This window comes from Senegalia massiliensis (genome assembly GCF_900626135.1).
Taxonomy (GTDB): Bacteria; Bacillota; Clostridia; order Tissierellales; family SIT17; genus Anaeromonas; species Anaeromonas massiliensis.
This window is the reverse complement of record NZ_LR130787.1, coordinates 1-16,934: the sequence shown is the minus strand read 5'-3', so window position 1 is coordinate 16,934 and position 16,934 is coordinate 1. Positions and strand designations below refer to the sequence as shown.

17 protein-coding genes are annotated in these 16,934 nt (G+C 25.9%); 13 read left to right on the top strand and 4 right to left on the bottom strand.

Going from position 1 to position 16,934, the window contains the following annotated elements; translation table 11 throughout:
- The first annotated feature begins 617 nt into the window (after nucleotides 1–617).
- Both E0D94_RS14935 and E0D94_RS14455 read left to right on the top strand, forming a co-directional pair.
- Entirely contained in the window at nucleotides 618–794 is a 177-nt protein-coding gene (locus E0D94_RS14935) for a hypothetical protein (protein ID WP_165442992.1), read from the top strand.
- 19 nt (nucleotides 795–813) lie between these two features.
- Nucleotides 814–1,386: a tyrosine-type recombinase/integrase gene (locus E0D94_RS14455; RefSeq protein ID WP_130808278.1), complete on the top strand. Its 573-nt coding sequence runs from the start codon at nucleotides 814–816 to the stop codon at nucleotides 1,384–1,386.
- Nucleotide 1,387: 1 nt separating this feature from the next.
- On the opposite strand, the gene E0D94_RS14450 is transcribed toward E0D94_RS14455, so the two are convergent.
- The 4 genes from E0D94_RS14450 to E0D94_RS14440 all read right to left on the bottom strand — a co-directional run bounded on the left by E0D94_RS14450 (nucleotide 1,388) and on the right by E0D94_RS14440 (nucleotide 5,406).
- Complete coding sequence (locus E0D94_RS14450; protein WP_130808277.1) at nucleotides 1,388–2,131, bottom strand: GNAT family N-acetyltransferase; 744 nt, start codon at nucleotides 2,129–2,131, stop codon at nucleotides 1,388–1,390.
- A gap of 47 nt (nucleotides 2,132–2,178) precedes the next feature.
- Complete coding sequence (locus E0D94_RS14445; protein WP_242620573.1) at nucleotides 2,179–3,807, bottom strand: ABC transporter ATP-binding protein; 1,629 nt, start codon at nucleotides 3,805–3,807, stop codon at nucleotides 2,179–2,181.
- Between the two features lie 113 nt (nucleotides 3,808–3,920).
- Nucleotides 3,921–4,052 (bottom strand): hypothetical protein, encoded by a 132-nt coding sequence (locus tag E0D94_RS15160; protein ID WP_278044713.1) that lies wholly within the window; start codon nucleotides 4,050–4,052, stop codon nucleotides 3,921–3,923.
- A 64-nt stretch (nucleotides 4,053–4,116) separates the two neighbouring features.
- Entirely contained in the window at nucleotides 4,117–5,406 is a 1,290-nt protein-coding gene (locus tag E0D94_RS14440; protein WP_130808275.1) for a radical SAM/SPASM domain-containing protein, read from the bottom strand.
- Nucleotides 5,407–7,127: 1,721 nt separating this feature from the next.
- Between E0D94_RS14440 and E0D94_RS14435 the strand changes: the two genes are divergently transcribed.
- From E0D94_RS14435 to E0D94_RS14385, 11 genes are all read left to right on the top strand, one after another.
- Complete coding sequence (locus E0D94_RS14435) at nucleotides 7,128–7,370, top strand: hypothetical protein (RefSeq protein WP_130808274.1); 243 nt, start codon at nucleotides 7,128–7,130, stop codon at nucleotides 7,368–7,370.
- Between the two features lie 13 nt (nucleotides 7,371–7,383).
- Nucleotides 7,384–8,157: a ParA family protein gene (locus E0D94_RS14430; protein ID WP_130808273.1), complete on the top strand. Its 774-nt coding sequence runs from the start codon at nucleotides 7,384–7,386 to the stop codon at nucleotides 8,155–8,157.
- A complete protein-coding gene (locus E0D94_RS14425; protein WP_130808272.1) occupies nucleotides 8,150–8,602 on the top strand; it encodes a hypothetical protein in 453 nt (150 codons plus the stop codon). The genes E0D94_RS14430 and E0D94_RS14425 overlap by 8 nt, the downstream gene beginning before the upstream one ends.
- Before the next feature lie 947 nt (nucleotides 8,603–9,549).
- The gene (locus E0D94_RS14420; protein ID WP_130808271.1) at nucleotides 9,550–10,101 is read left to right on the top strand and encodes a hypothetical protein; all 552 of its coding nucleotides are present in this window, start codon (nucleotides 9,550–9,552) and stop codon (nucleotides 10,099–10,101) included.
- A 38-nt stretch (nucleotides 10,102–10,139) separates the two neighbouring features.
- The gene (locus tag E0D94_RS14415; RefSeq protein WP_130808270.1) at nucleotides 10,140–11,162 is read left to right on the top strand and encodes a hypothetical protein; all 1,023 of its coding nucleotides are present in this window, start codon (nucleotides 10,140–10,142) and stop codon (nucleotides 11,160–11,162) included.
- 26 nt (nucleotides 11,163–11,188) lie between these two features.
- Nucleotides 11,189–11,656: a hypothetical protein gene (locus tag E0D94_RS14410; protein ID WP_130808269.1), complete on the top strand. Its 468-nt coding sequence runs from the start codon at nucleotides 11,189–11,191 to the stop codon at nucleotides 11,654–11,656.
- A 10-nt stretch (nucleotides 11,657–11,666) separates the two neighbouring features.
- Nucleotides 11,667–13,151: a type IV secretory system conjugative DNA transfer family protein gene (locus E0D94_RS14405; RefSeq protein ID WP_130808268.1), complete on the top strand. Its 1,485-nt coding sequence runs from the start codon at nucleotides 11,667–11,669 to the stop codon at nucleotides 13,149–13,151.
- Nucleotides 13,152–14,219 carry a hypothetical protein gene (locus E0D94_RS14400; protein WP_130808267.1) on the top strand — a complete coding sequence of 356 codons (1,068 nt, stop codon included), beginning with the start codon at nucleotides 13,152–13,154 and terminating at the stop codon, nucleotides 14,217–14,219.
- 11 nt (nucleotides 14,220–14,230) lie between these two features.
- On the top strand, nucleotides 14,231–15,451 hold the full coding sequence (locus E0D94_RS14395) for a zinc ribbon domain-containing protein (protein ID WP_130808266.1): 1,221 nt from the start codon (nucleotides 14,231–14,233) through the stop codon (nucleotides 15,449–15,451).
- A 317-nt stretch (nucleotides 15,452–15,768) separates the two neighbouring features.
- Nucleotides 15,769–16,536, top strand: coding sequence for an anthrax toxin lethal factor-related metalloendopeptidase (locus E0D94_RS14390; protein WP_130808265.1), 768 nt, complete (start codon nucleotides 15,769–15,771; stop codon nucleotides 16,534–16,536).
- Nucleotides 16,537–16,554: 18 nt separating this feature from the next.
- On the top strand, nucleotides 16,555–16,848 hold the full coding sequence (locus E0D94_RS14385) for a hypothetical protein (RefSeq protein ID WP_130808264.1): 294 nt from the start codon (nucleotides 16,555–16,557) through the stop codon (nucleotides 16,846–16,848).
- Nucleotides 16,849–16,934: the final 86 nt, after the last annotated feature.

Sequence of the window (16,934 nt, the reverse complement as noted above, 5' to 3'; positions counted from 1 at the left end):
GCAGTAGAAGTAAAATAAAAAATATGTTAGTAATAGCATAAAATAGTGGTATAATATAATTAGCCTAAGAAGTACAATCTACGATGGGTAGTGAGTATGGAGGCTTCAATCAACTGAGGTTTTGTGTATTTTCGCACCTCCCCATCTAGGCAGAAATGCCGAATAAAAAAATACACATTAACTGTTGATCCGTTATTGCTTTGTCAGGTGAGTGAGCGGGGAGGTTCTAAACTGGTTTGTGTGTTCGAGCCATTCCTGACTAGGAGAAATCCGAAACGTAAAAAATGCACCGAATTACAATCAATGAAATCCTTAGACTAATTAGTCTAAGGATTTTTTTTATAATATTAATGTAAAAAGCTAAGTTTTGCATAAGGTATAAAACACTAATAAATGTTGAAATTATAATACTTTTAGAATTTAGAGATATTCCAATTTAAAAAGTAACCTTAATTTTACATAATTCATATTATGACAAATTGACAAAAACATATAGAATAATTGATATTACTAGGATAGAGTACATTTTATACTTTATCCTTTTTTATTTTTATTGTTTAGGTTTGTCATAACTTATGATATAATAGTAATATGTAAAACTATTAGGAGGTTTTTAAATGAGTGAATATATTAAGGTAAAGAAAACTAGAAAAAGTTATTGCCAAAGTTGTGGTAAAGATTTTAAGGATAAGGAATTTGCTTATTATGCCCCTATAGATAACACAATTGTATGTATTAAATGTAGTGAAGTACATAAAGATAGAGAACCTAGAATATATGCTAAAAATTATTAAGATTAGTTGAGGTGAAGAAATGAAATTAGTTGATCCAATTAGAGATATAAAGAAAATTAATGCTATGAAAAATTATTTAAAAGGAAAAGATATTAGAGATTATACAATGTTTGTTTTAGGTATTAATATTGCTCTTAGAATTTCAGATTTACTTAATCTAAAATGGAGTGATGTTTTAAAGGAAAATAAGAGAAGTTTTAAGGAAGTAAACTTAATAGAGAAGAAAACTAAGAAAGAAAGGAAAATTAAACTTAACAAGACCTCTCAGAAAGCCCTTAGAGAGCTTTTAAATAATTCAGATACCTTATCTATGGATGATTATATTTTTAAGTCTAGAGAGGGAAATAACAAGCCTCTAACAAGGCAACAGGCTCTTAATATCTTAAAGAATGGAGCTAAGGTTGTAGGGATTGAAGATAATGTGGGAACCCATACTTTAAGAAAGACTTGGGGGTATCATGCCTGGAAAAACGGATTTAATCCTGCTCTTATTATGGAGAATTTAAATCATAGTAATTTGAACGTTACTAAGAGATATTTAGGAATTAGGCAAGATGATATTAATGATTTGTATGATAGTTTAAATATATAAGTCATTTCTTTTTTATAACATATTCTAATGATTTGATATTGAAACCTAAATTTGTAGCAACTTTTAAGGAAGCTAGATTTTTGGAATCTACCCAATAGATTGGAAGATATCCATTATTGAAACACCAGCTAATGGCATTTTTTACCAAAGCTTGAGCATGTTTTTTTGACCTATAATCTGGATGAGTAAATACAGCTATATTTGCACCTTTAAAGTCTATATCGGATACTTTACACCATGATATAATCTGCTGTTCTTTTAGAATTATAAATTGTCGCCTTTCATCTATTAACTGTTTTTTTCTCAACCAATATTTTTGTCTTTCTTTAATATCATCAAAAATTAGGACATTATCAACAATGTGTTTAGTAAGAACTTTTATATCTATTGAAGAGTTAAGTCGAGGTGATATCATATTATTTTTTTCAATTACCATTCTATACATAACTTTGAATTCGAATTTATCGGAATTGAGTTCACAAAAACTTGATAAATAATTACTAAAATCTTCGATATTATTAATAAAAGGATTAGTATAAATCTCTTTAAAATTTTCATATAATTCGGGTGTTAAAGAACAGAATACATTATCATCTATCATGGAACAAATAAGCGGATAATAGTAATTTTCACTAATAGGTTTAGTTCTACTAATATTAGGAATTAAATTTATTTTATTATTAATTTTAATGTTATTTTCTATACCTAAAAATTTCTTATAATAGTCATAATAATTATAGTTCATTTATTACAATCCCCCTAAAAAATACATAAAAAATATTATAGATTTAATTAATCAGCATAAATATGATTAGAAATTAAACTTAGTTCTCCATCTTTAAATTCATATATTTTTTCAAACTTATTAAGAATCTCATATTTATGGGTTACTAATATTATAGTTTTATCTTCATAATATTTAAGGATAGAGTTATAGATTTCATTTTCAGTTTTTAAGTCTATATTGGAAGTACTCTCGTCCAATAATATGATATCAGCATTGGAAAGTAATGCACGTGCTATCCTCACTCTTTGCATTTGTCCTAATGAAATATTCTCGCCACCTCTTTCAATAATAGTATTTAAATTTAAAATGTTAGAGTGAGATTTATTATTTAAGTTGGCAATTTTAATTACTTCTTCAATTTTATTATTAGTAGCATTAGGCATGCTGAAGATTATGTTATTCAATATTGTATCATTAAATAAATAAGAGTCTTGTTCAATATAAGTGGTATAATTTTTCAATTTATATATAGTATTATTGTTTAATAGCTCACCATTAAGGATAATACTTCCTGAGTTTATTTCAATTAATCCAGATAGTATATTAAGAAGTGTAGTCTTACCTACACCAGATTTACCTATTATAGCAATTTTATCTCCTTTTTTTATATTAATACTAGCATCATTTAAGATTTTATTTTTATTATATGAATATGAGACTTGAGATAAAGATAATTCTCTAAATTGTTGATTTAAAGGTGGATGATACTGATCTTCATCTAAATTTAAGATTTCATTTAATCTTTCTAAACTTACGATAGATTTCTGAATATTAAAGTTGATACTTGCCAATTTACTAATAGGGGTTAAAGTATAACTTAAAAATGAATTGAAAGCTAAAAGAGACCCAATAGTAAGTCTATTTTCAAATATTTCATAACAACCTAATGTGATTGTAATTATAGGTAATGCTCCAGCTGTAATATTAGTTAAAAAAATATAGAGATGTTTTGTTTTACCTAGATCTATATTTGCTTTTCGTTTTTGAAGTGCGATTTCAGTATATTTGTATACACTATATTCATAGTTTTTAAATATCTTAATTAATTTAAACATTTTTAAACAATCAATTAATCGTTCTTTCTCCAATGCCTTATATTTCATAAAATTGGTAGTTTTTAACTTTATTTTATTATTAAAGAATTTTATAATTGCTGAGTAAATAAGAAATATAACCAAAGCAATGACAGTCATTTTTTTATTTATATAAAACATTGATATGATTCCCACTATCACAATTAAAATGTCTTTTATTAAGTTAGCTAATGAATCAACTAGTAATGGAGTTAAAAAGGCCGTATCATTTTCAATTCTAGTTATGATTTCTCCCATACTATAAGATTTGAATGTATCTAATTTGAGTTTAACAACTTTATTAAATATATCTCTTCTTAATTCAAGCATTATTTCAGAATTTATGATATAGAAAAAATTACTAAATACATAACGCAAAGTATTTTGTATTATATAAACACAAATAATTATCAGTATATATTTTAGAAACCTAGTTTGATTATAATTTGGGATTATTTCATCAATTATAATACGAGTTAAAAATGGAATTGGTAAAATGAGTAGAGATATAAAAATTGAGATAATAAAGCCTATAATAAGTTTAAATAAATTTTTCTTCATGTACTTAAAAAGTATTTTATATTTATCCATATAATAAATTATCCTTTACTAATTAATTTTATACAAATATGAAATAAGACACTTAAGTGTCTTATTTCATATTTGTTTTCTTTTTAACCTGCTGAACCTTCAGCTCCTCCTTCACAAACTACGTATGTAATAGTATCTATTAACTTTTCATAGTCTGTAGAGTCTAATCCAAAATCAATCTCAGCAACTAAAATAGGTTGTTCTTCTTGTTTCATTATTATCACCTCCTTTTTTTATATCTTTAAACTACTTAATAAATATAGTAGTTATTTTTAAAAATTAATTGGTAACAATATCTCTATTTGTCATTAAAAATCTTATAAAGTCTCTTCGTTCTAGGGGGGTTAACTTTACAATTAATTCTAAAGTTCTTTTATATAATTGTTTTCTATAATTACACTCTGATTCAATGCGTGTGAATTGAGAACCAGAAGATTTTGTGAAGGAATGATGATAGCACATACCTCCACATAGATATATAAATGTGCAATAGTTACAGTTACCATCTCTATCTGCCACACTAGTTTGTAAACTGTCATCAAACATTCTAATTTCACTCTCTATTTGTGTAAGTTGATTAGTATCAATTTTACCAAAGGAGTGTTTTTCTACTCCTGTAAATCTAGGACATTTATATATATTACCTTCAGAGGAAACTGATAAATAAGATTTTCCAGCAGAACAATGAGATTTTGTTTTTAGATTAAGAGCAATAGCTAGTAGTACACTGGTGATATTGGTAAGATTATAATACTTTCTATTTTTGATATCAGATATATAGTTTTTCATTAACGTATCTATTGAAGATGTAAATTTATTAAAAGTATTATGATAAATATTATAGTCATAAGCAAAAGTGATCTCTTTAAATCCTAAGGATACAAGATGTTCTACATGATTATGAATATCAAAGTTATTATGGTTAACTGTTATTCTACCTATAATGGGCACTTTATCTATTAGAATGTTGATACAGTTTCTTACACTTTGATAAGAGCCTTTTCCAGAATTAAACTTTCTATAAAAATCATGAGTCTCTTGATCACCATCAATACTTATAGTTACTATAAAATTATTCTTTTGAAAAAAATTACTAATCTCTTCATCCATGATTGTCCCATTTGTAGTAATAAGATATGTAGGTGTCACAGTAATAGGTACTTTAGTATTAACATAGTGAACAATTTGTTTAATGAGCTCAAATTCTAGCATAGGTTCTCCACCAAAAAAGGCAATTCTTATTTCATCATGCTTATTTTTTATGACTGATTCTAAAGTAAGATCAATACTTTTTTTAGCTACTTCAAAACTCATTCGTTGATTAGGATTATCATAGTTACCTTGATTAGCAAAACAATATTCACAAGTTAAGTTACATTTATTAATTAAGTTTAAAGCTACAGTATAAAGAAAGTTTTTTCTAAAAGTATCTGAATTGCTTTTCTCGTTTCTTAAAATTTTATATTTTGAAATAGAATTTACTACAGGAAATAAAACCACTTCATCACCATCAAAAATATATTTATTATTATCTACTTCAAATTGAAATTGTCTACTTATATTACGCATATCTTTATATCACTCCAATAGAATAATTTTCTTAAATTATACAATAAAAATTATGTGAAAAATGTCATACTTTGTAGAAACATAAAATTATTTTATAATTTAAGGAATTATACCTAAATATACCATGTGATAATATACTATAAAAAATTTATGTAAGGACAAATGTAACTTAATAAAATGGAGAATTCTTATTGTAGAATTATTCTAGGAGTAGAATAATTGTTGAAATATTTAAGCAAGAAGAGTACAATAGTATTAAGTTTAAAAAATATTACATAAAAAACTAAATAAAAAAAACCGACCAATGTCGGTTTCGAAGCTTCAGTTCTTTTAATATGTTGGACGCATATTAAAAGTACTTCAGGTAAAACAGATACCAGGAAGCAATAGGACAAGCCTACAACTAAAGCCTTGTTTTAATATATACCCTGATTATATCAAAATAATAAGTGTATGACAAGGTTATATATAAAGGAAATTGTAGGAATTAAAAGGAAATCTCCAGCCCTAGGTATCTAATACCTAGGGCTTTTATAATGCTTTTTAAAACTTTTAAAGGTTTTAAATATATATAGTACCAAAAGATACTTAAAAACCTATAGGGTAGTTACTGTAGCTTAGACTCGATGCAGTAGCTTAAAAATTAAATATAGATATTCAGTTTACATACTGAAAGGGAAGTTTTTAGTTGTGAAAGGGGCAACGAATAAATATTTTTCTTTATAGATAGGGATAATACATAAACCTATTGTACATAGTGAGTTAGGAGAGCCTGAAAAGGCGAATATAAGGGATTGAAAGCATAATGCTAAGGCTTAGTATCCTTAGTAAAGAAAACTGATAATTAGAAGATAAGACAAGCCTTCTAAGTTACAGAGATAAAACAAATTGCAAGTAAATCGACAGTACGGTACCAAGTAATTATATAGTTAATCTTGTTTAAAAGTGTTTGACTGCTGACACAATTCTGTACCTCCGACAAGGATCCTAAAAGGAATAGACTATATAATTCGGAATATAAAACACTTTGCCAAATGAAAGCCTACACCTATTGTGACTGCCATTATAGTTTAGTTTTCAGTGGAGGCGTCTCCACACCACGCCTGCAAAGTGGTAAGATAGCGTATTTATTTCTGTTGTAGGGAAATAAACATAAACAATGCTATGAATTTATTTATAATCCAAGGTAGGGGATAAAAAAAGTAACTCTTAAGACCTAAAATAACTATGTCTATTTTCAGGTTAAAAACAGGGGATACCCCACACCTATGTCCATTCTGCCAGCATTTCCTTTGATCTTGCCATTATAGGGTTTGGCTCTTGGGTGTCAAGTGTTTTAAATAAAAAAACGAAAAATATAAAAACCATAAAAATTTTTTAAAAAAAATAAAGAATATACCACACAAACCTTGTCGGGCAAAGGGGAATGTTAGAAAAAGGGAACGGAACGTAGTGGAGTGAGTCTTTTCTAACGTGAGCCGCGGCAGGACAGGAGGGGGTGTGCGAACGTAGTGAGCGAGGGGGAACGCGTTGGAAGTTCCCCCTTATCTTACTATAGTTTTAAAATAAATATATAGTATAGAGAATTACTAAAGTTAAGATATAATAATTTAAAAATATTTTAGAAAAAAAAGAAGGAATTTAAGAAGTTATGTAGAATAAGAATATAAGAAGTTAAAAATTAAAGAATTTAAGAAGTTAAATTCTAAGGAGGTATTTTTATGTTTAGTATGTTAGATAGGTTAATTTACAAAGTAGGTATTATTTTATGGGGAGGTTTGTTTTTATTTTTTTTAATTGGCACTACTATTTATGTTCCTAGAAGTCCTTTTACAATACTTTTTCAACTTTTAGCTTTAATAGGAATTTACTTTTTTATAGATAGTATAGTTGATAAAATAAGAATGAAAAAATTATATAGAGAACATGAAGAATATTGTAAACAGAAATATGGTGAGTATTAGTTAGGAGGATATAATGGGAAAAGTAATAAGTATTTTTAATCAAAAGGGTGGCATAGGTAAAAGTACTACTACTATAAATTTAGGTGCTGGACTGTCTAAGAAAGGTTATAGAGTTTTATTAGTAGATTTAGATCCTCAAAGTAATACAACAATAGGTGTGGGAGTAGATTCTGAAATATTAGATAAAACTATCTATGATCTATTAACAAATAAAAATGATAATAAACATGAAATTATGAAAGTAGTACAATTTACTGAGTATGAAAAATTAGATGTATTACCTAGTGATATTACTTTATCTAATGCTGAAATTACTTTATCCAATGCTATGAGTAGAGAAAGTGTACTTAGTAAAATATTGAATAAAATTAAAGATGATTATGACTATATTTTATTAGATTGTCCTCCTTCATTGGGACTTTTGAGTATAAATGGATTAGTTGCTTCAGATGGAGTTATAATTCCTGTAGCTACATCATTTTTTAGTATAAAAGGGATTAAGCATTTATTAGATACTATAGAATTAGTTCAAGATAATTTAAAACCTGAATTAGAAATAATAGGAGTACTTATTACAATGTTTGATTCAAGAAAAAAAATATCTAAAGATATAAGAAGTCAATTAGTAGAAGCTTTCGGGGATAAAGTATTTAAAACGGTTATTAGAATAAATAGTGAAATTGAATATAGCCAAGATAATAAAACACCAGTTATTTTTTATAATCAATCATGTAATGGATATTTAGATTATATGAATTTTACTAAGGAGGTATTGAATTATGAGTAGTAGTAAAGGGATATTAGAGGGACTTCCTAAGAGAAATAAGAATAAAGAAATTAAAGAATGTAAGAATGAAAGTTATAAAGAAGTTAAGAATATAGGAAGTGTTACAATAGAATATAAAGATGATTTAGGAAACATTTTTAATACAGAGGAACTTAACAAATTAAGACTTGGAGAACATATGTTAAGTATAAAAGAATTCGAAGGTTATATTATAGATGATGAACCAAATAAAATAATAACATTAACTGAATTAGAGCCAAGTAAAAAAATAGCATTTAAATATAAAATAGAGCTAGTAAAAAGAAGTTATTCTTTATATCCAAGTACTGTTAAAAAGCTTCAGAAACTTAAAGTATTAGAATTTGATGATCTTAATATAACTTATAATGAAATTGTAGATAAAGCGATATGTAAGTTTTATGATGAAATTATTAATAATAAATAAGATTAAAATTATAAATTTTATGCTATCATATATATGATAGCATAATTATTTAATGGAGCTATGAGGGAACAAGAGATACGTTCCTTTGCCGTCTTGTCGGTCATGAAAAAATATAACAAGAGTTGTCCGGATCAGGGGCTAAAAAAACTGATATGTATCTCTCAACAAGAAATTAAAACCTTTACTTTATAAAAATTAGAGTAAAGGTTTTTTAAATTAAAAGTTATACAAATATATGAAACGGTTTATTATTATTTCTGTTTTTTCACTAATAACTTATAAATAAAAATACACTTATACTTAAAATAAAATATAGATAATAATAAATAGAAATAAAAAAATAAAGTTAATATCAAATAAGTAGTAAAATAAAAAAATACTCAGTTAAAAAAATATAAGACTTGCTTGTTACAAGCAAGTAAAAAAATGAAAATCAATAAAAAAAGCAAGAATATTTTATAAAATATTCTTGCTTTTTTTATTGATTTAGTATACCATAAAAGTGAAATAACTTTTATGGTATACGTTTTACTAAGTTGTTGTATTTAATATAACAATTATTGCGATAATATAGCCTATATTACAATATATAAATTTCACTATATTGTATGCTTCCAAAACCAAAAATTTCACAGCTATTTTATGAAACGATCCCTTTCTTTTCAAATATTTTTTTCCCTATCGGTCAAAACTTATTTAAAAAGTAGGGAACCCTTAATCGTTTCATAAAATTTTTTATATATTTCCCTATCGGTCAATATATAAAAACCACAGTGACCGGTACGAAAGCTTCACTTCGTTCAGTTCGCAAGCAAGCTTGCCTTTCGACCTAACTTTTGGTTTTGGAAGCATTAAGCTTCATTTAAAACAAGAATCATGAAATGATTCTTTAGAAGATTAGAAACACATACTAGTGAAACGCATATTAATAGCTGAAGGAGGATATAATGGCTCGGGGAAGGAAATCAAAGTATATAAAAAAAATAACTAGTAGGGAAGAAATATTATTTAAACAATTATCAAATGCAGGAATGTGTACTGTAGAACAGGCTAAAACATACTGTAATTTAAATAGAGATAGATTGTTAAAATTAGAAAGGTCAAACTATATAAAATTAGAAAAAACAGCTCCTATAGGGGGAAAGATGACAGAGGTTATCAGATTAGATACCAAAGCAAGAAACTATTGTGAAAATAATATAGGTGTTCAATATTTCTATAAATCTAATTTAAATCAAGTGACCCATGATCTTAAACTTGCAGAAAGTTATTATCAAATTATGAATGATAATCCTAATGCTATTTGGAAAAATGAAACTCAAATAGCAAGAGAATATCCTGAAGCATTAATTGATGGAAAAGATTGTGTAGATGCAATAGTAGAAGTGAATGGTGATAGTTTTGCAGTAGAGGTTATAGGACACAAATACACTCAAGAAACAATAGACAATAAAGTTACAGTAGGAAATAGAGTTGCAGGAAGAACGTGTCTTGTATAAACTCTCCTTATAGATAAAATTTAGGAGGGATTTAATAAATGGATAATAAAATTGTTGTTAGAACTGACATTATAAACCCCCATACTTATTTAGACTTAGAATTAGACTATAAAGATTTAATAGAAACTATATTTTTATGTGGGGGATATGCCTTATATTATCAGTTGTATAAGTATTATGGCGAAAAGTCAAAGGGATACCGAGAAATAAAAAAGATGGAAGATATATTACTAATTGGTTCAGAGCAATTAAATAACAATTATTATATATATTTAAAATCAACATCATTAAAGTATTTAAAATACAGAAAAATAGAAACTATTGAAACAGATTTAACAGTTAATAGACTTAATAAAAATCCAAGCTATAGACCTTTAATGAATTCTATTTACAGTTTTGAGTACTTACTTGAAAGACATGACCTAATTAATGTTGATTTATCTTTAGAAAAATTAGATATATTTTTAAAAGATGTTATAAAATCATTTGAATTAAACCGATTGCAGAATATACATTTAGGTAATGTCGCTAAAGAAAATTATAGAGAACAACTTAAGGTTAAATTAAAAATTTTAGGTGATAGGAGTTCTATATACTTGAAAGATTATATTAGGGAAAATAGTTTAAAGGATTCAACACTACATTTTGTTTGGTATGATTTTGACCAAGAAATACAGCAAAATCCTATATTTAGAGTGTTAACATTAATATCTAAATTCCTTAATTTCGTAGGTACTAAAAATCAATTAAATTGTTGTGAGTTTACATTAGAGATAATAACTATAAGCGAAGAAAGAAAATCTATTCTTGAAAAATTGACAAAAAGAGCTTTAGAGAGAGTAAATAAAAAAAATAATTATTATCTTAATAACTCAATTAATACTAAAAGTAATAAAGTGATTTCACATATTAGAGAAGTAAATTACGATGTGCTTCCTGATATTGAAAAATATATAAAAGTATCTGTAAGGGGGGACAATGAGTTTAATTTTGCTGATATTAAAACAGTAGAAAGAATTGAAAAGCTTAAAGAAGTTATTAAAAAAAATAAAGAAAGGTAGGGATTAATATTAGTGGTAAAGTTTTTTTGATTTATAATGATGAAAATACAGAATTAAGGTATAAAGATGAATATTCATTTGTTGAAGCTGATAACAAAGAAAATGCTTGTGAAAAAGTAGTAAATCAACATTTCATTAATAAAGAACATGTATTAGATTTTGTAATGAGTAAATCAGTCAATGAAGGATTATGTGAGGTTATGTTTAGAGATTCTAAAGGTTGGTTTTATAATGACTTTGGACCTGGATATAGAGATGAACTTTGCGAGAGTTACAACAATGACAATGATAAAATATTAAAATATATTACTATAGTAGTAAAAGAAAATATAAAAAGATTTTTTGAAGATAATCAAGAATATATAAATTTATATATTGAACATATTTTTAATCATGATAAGGATACTAAATTTCCTAAAGATATGCTGATTTTCATGATAAGAAAAGAATATAAGAAATATTATAAAATTGAACCTATTTCAATAATTAAATAGGAGGTGTAAGATGGGATTTTTAGTTGAAGTAATAATATTTTTCTTAGTTATAGCAGTTATATATCAGATGTTTTTTACTAAGAAAGAACATAAGCAATATGATCCTAGGGATTATGAACAACCTGATTACAATAAAGATAATTATAAAACTAAACCTAAAGATGGATATACACCTGAACCACCTAAAGGGGAAAAAAGACCTTATGCAGAATCAGTACCTATGAAAGATAAACTTAAGGAAAAGGATAATTTAGATAAAAACACAGTTTTATTAGGTTATAATACTTCTAACTATGAAGAATTAAATATAAGTGATAAAGAGCTTAATTTAATGACTTTAATTGTTGGAGCTACAGGAGCTGGAAAAACGGTTACAATAGATACTTTATTAGAATTACCTTTTAAAAATAATGATCCTATAATTATGGTTGATGGAAAAGGAGATTTAGAATTTGCTAATAAATTAAAGAAAAGATCTGAAAAGTATAATAGAAATTTTAAGCTATTTACTATGGATTCTTCTGTAGAATCTTTTCACTATAATTGTTTAAGGCATGGAGGATTTACCGAATTAAAAGATAAGATAATAAATATATTCGATTGGTCTGAAGAACATTATAAGTTGCAAGCTGAAAGACTTTTGCAAGGTGCTTTTAAATTGTTACTCCTTCCTGAAACTAAAGAATTAATACAAAAGAAAGCTATAGACCTTAAAGATCTAACTGACGCACTTAATACAGATACTTTAAAGGGAATAGCAGAACAATTAGGGGACAAAGGAAGTTTTATGATTCATATTCTTAATGAAGTTGATGAATCAGCGGGAAAGGGGTTATCTAATAGAATTAAATCTATTACAGAAAGTGAATTAGCTCATTTGTTTGTAGATACTTTTGATCCAATGACTATAGACTTATTAGAATCCATAGAAAACAATGATGTAGTTATTTTTTCTATAGATGCTTTAAAATTTCCTGAATATGCAAAAATGGTAGGTAGATTAGTAATAGCTGATTTAAAAACTGTATCTCCTAAATTTGCAGGTAAAAACAAAAGAGTGTATACGGTATTTGATGAATTTAACGTTTTTGCAAGCGAAATTATAGTAAATCTAATAAATAAAACTAGGGGTTTTGGTTTTAGAAACATATTAGGCACACAGGAATTAGCTGATATGGTTATGAATGGCGATGATAAGCTTATGAAACAGATATTAGCTAATACAAATGTAAAGATATGTTTAAGGCAAGATGTTACAAGTTCTCAAGAAGAATTGTCTAAATCATTGAGTACTAAAGATATATATAAATCTACAATAAGTACTTCAAAAACAACTAATTCAGACGATGTTAATAGAGGACAAAGTATAACATTGGAAGAAGAACTTATTTATAAAGCTAGAGATTTTGGAAGATTGAATATAGGGGAAGCTATAGTATTTACAAAAGTACCTGAATTTAGATATGGAAAAATAAAAGTTAGGATGGTGAAATAAATGTTAAGAGTAATTCCTTTAATATCAATATTATTTAATTTTTACTTTTTAAAGTTATTTGAAACAGTATTTTCTCAATTTTTTCCTCCTGGGTCATTGCCATTTACAAGTTTGATAAGAACATTAATATTATATCTGATATTCTTATTCTTATTATATACACCAGCAGGACAAAGAGGAGTAGCATTTATAGTTAAAGGTAGAAACTTAATTGGAAGAGAAGAAAAGGTATTAGAGCCTATTCTAGAGCAATTAAAAGACAGAACAGATATAAGAGGATATTCAGCTCCTATATGGATTCAATATAAGCTTTTATCTTCATTAAACAATGTAACAGGAAAAAAAATAAAAGCTTTAGATAGAAGTGTAAATAGAATATCGTATGAATATATGACAGGGACAGTTAAAGTATTTGCTTTTGATAGTTTAGATATTGAATCTAATAGTTATGGAAACTCAATATTTATTTCTAAAGGAGCTATAGACAGTTTAGAAACCTCGGAATTAACTGCATTATTGTATAATGAATTTGCTCAAATCAAATATAATATAGCAAATAAAAGGTTGTTGCATGACTCAACTATTTTATTAGGTAGAATGGCAACAATTTTAGCAGTTATATTAGCACCAATAGCTTATTTTTATAGTCTTAGTGTAGGAACATTTATTTTAGGTACAGGTATACAAGGAATATTTTCATCACTTGGAATGGTTGTATTAACTTTAGTTGTTGGTATGTTAAGGCTAATAGGTTGGGGATTCACACGAAAATATACCAATGCTCCTTATATGTTATATGAAAGAAAAATATTTATTGAAGCCGATAGATCTACACATAAAGCAGGATTTTCAGCAGATATGTTATCTTATTTAGATAAATTATATGTTTTTAAATTACAAGATAAAGACCTATCTAAGCTATTTGTAGAATTAAGACCTTTAGTAGCTTATAGAATTAATTACTTTGAAAACGTACTAGGATATAATAGAAATCTTTCACAAGATAATTATGCATGGAGTTCTAATTATATGGAAAGGGTTCAAACATTAAGAAATCAAAAAAGTTAAGAGGTGATATTATGTACTGTCCTAAGTGTAAAATTGATACAGGAAAAGAGAAATATTGTGAAAATTGTGGTACTGAAGCAGTGGACAAGCTAGAAAATAATAATAAGTCAAAGAAATCTTCAGTAAAAAAAGGCAATTTAAAAATTAAAAAACCGTCTATAAGGAAAGGTAATATAAAAAGTTTTATTAAATTTGGAGTAGCAGCAGTGATTATAGTAGTTTTAATTTTTGGATATAACAATCTAAAATCATCTTATTCTCCTGATGCAGTAGCTGAAAAATATGTAGATAATATAACTGAAGGAAATACTGAAGAAGCTTTTAAAATGTTAGATATTCAGGAAAATGAATTTATTGATAAAAGTAGCTACGATAAGTTCATAGATAATATGCAAATAGAAGGAAAAGAAAGTGTTGTATCTGAAGCTAGAACTGAAGATTTTGTAGCTGAGTTACTTGGAACTAAAAAGGAGTCATATTCAGAGGTTATGCCAAGAGATATGAAATATTATCAAGTAGAGGTTGAGCCTGATATTTATAGCTTAGAGTTAATAAAAAAAGGTAAGAAACTAGGTGTCTTTGATAATTGGTTAGTGGGTTCTGAAAGCTTTATTACTAATTTAAAAATAAAAGCTCCTAAAGGTACAAAGTTATTTTTTAAAGGAAAAGAGATAGTAGCTGAAGCTGATAGTGCAGGAATAGAAAGCTTAAGTGTATATTATCAACCCGAATACAAAGAATTTAATATATCATCTGTATTTCCTATTGAATATGAAATTACAGCTAAATTAGAAGGTGCTAAAGAAGTTAAACAAGTTGTAAGTCCTGAAAATTCAACAAATGAAATAATGTTTAAAGCTACAAAAGATATTGAAAATAAACTTACTAATATAACTGAAAAATTTATTAAATTACATTATGATAATTCAGATGAAAGTGAATTTAAAGATATAGTTTCTGAAGACTTTTTTGAAATTGATCGTATGGAAAATTACATAGAGTTTGTTTCAAGAGAATTAAAAGAATTAAGTATAGAATCTACAACTATAGGGGATATAGATCATGTTTCACTTATAGCTAATATAAATTATGACTTTGAAGAAGAATCTTTTGACAGTTTTTTTTCAGATGAAACAATAACTGAAAAAGGAAATGCTGATGAAAAATTAGAGTTTTTATTTGAAAGAATTAATGGAAATTGGGTTATAGTAGATGTTGCACAAGCTTATTAAAATAATCCATAAAAAATATAATTCTGGTATCAACAAATAAATACCAGAATTATATATAAAAATATTTAATTAAACCTCTTTATTTTGACTGCCATCAAAATAAAAATAATTTTAATACAGTTTACAAATGTAAATAAATTTACTTGATATGTGTAAACCAATGTAAAACAATTATATCAACTTTGTTTACATTATTAAAGTGATTTATATAATATTTTAATATCCAAGAATAAATATTTATTCCTGGATATTAAAATAAAAATGTAATTATGTATTATAAATGATTACTTAAATTAATGATAATGGGAGCTGATATTATGAGTTATGTTGTAAATAATAAATATAAAAATACAAGTTCAAATAAAAAAGTTAAAATAATATCTATAAGTATTATTTCTATATTGCTATTAGGGATAGTTATCTTAAGTTCATTTCTATATGGCGATTATAAATTTAAAAATGAAGTACAAAGTATATTTATTAATAATTCTTATATGGATAATAAAGATGTAAAACAAACTAAAAAAATTGTTATGAACTTACCTGATAATATACTATCAAAATTAATAGATAATGAAGTTAAAATTAATATTAATGATGTTTATCATGAAGATAGTATTGGTACTTTTTATCACTCTGATGGTTTTATACATGTAACATATAAACCAAGTGATAAAAGAAGCAAATTTATTTTTGATAGATATAGTACAGAGCTTAATACATTGCATGAAATAGGTCATGCATTTGATTATTCATTTAGTGAAAATGGTCATTCAGGAGATATTCATTCTTATAATTATGAATTTAATGAGATATATAGTATTGAAAAAGATAATTTTTTTAATAAGAATACATTTGGTATCCCTGATAAAAATGATGACCATAATCATTATATTAATTATCATAAAAAAGATATGAACGAGTATTTTGTAGAATCATTTGCTTATTATTTTGCGAGTGAAGAAACAAATAAATTATTATACGAGAAAGCTCCTAAAACATATAGATATATTGAAAAGACTATTTCTATCAATAACGAGTATACATTTATTGATTATATAAATAATAAGCTAGAAAGTCTTTAAAAAGCTTTTGATTTATATTTGAAGGAGGTACTAAAGTTGGGATATATAAAGCTTACTGTTAGTATAAATAAAGATAAAAAAACGAATCAATATGAACTAAGTGTAGAAGAAGTAAATATATTAAGTTGTGGAATTACAAAAAATAAAGCTATAGAAGAAGCTATAGACTTGATCGAAGAAACAACAAAAGATTACTTTGAAAATTTAAAAGAAAATTTATCTATTTATAAAATGAAAAGACTATATCCTTATTATTTAGAATTAAAAGATTGCAGTAGAAGTAAAATAAAAAATATGTTAGTAATAGCATAAAATAGTGGTATAATATAATTAGCCTAAGAAGTACAATCTACGATGGGTAGTGAGTATGGAGGCTTCAATCAACTGAGGTTTTGTGT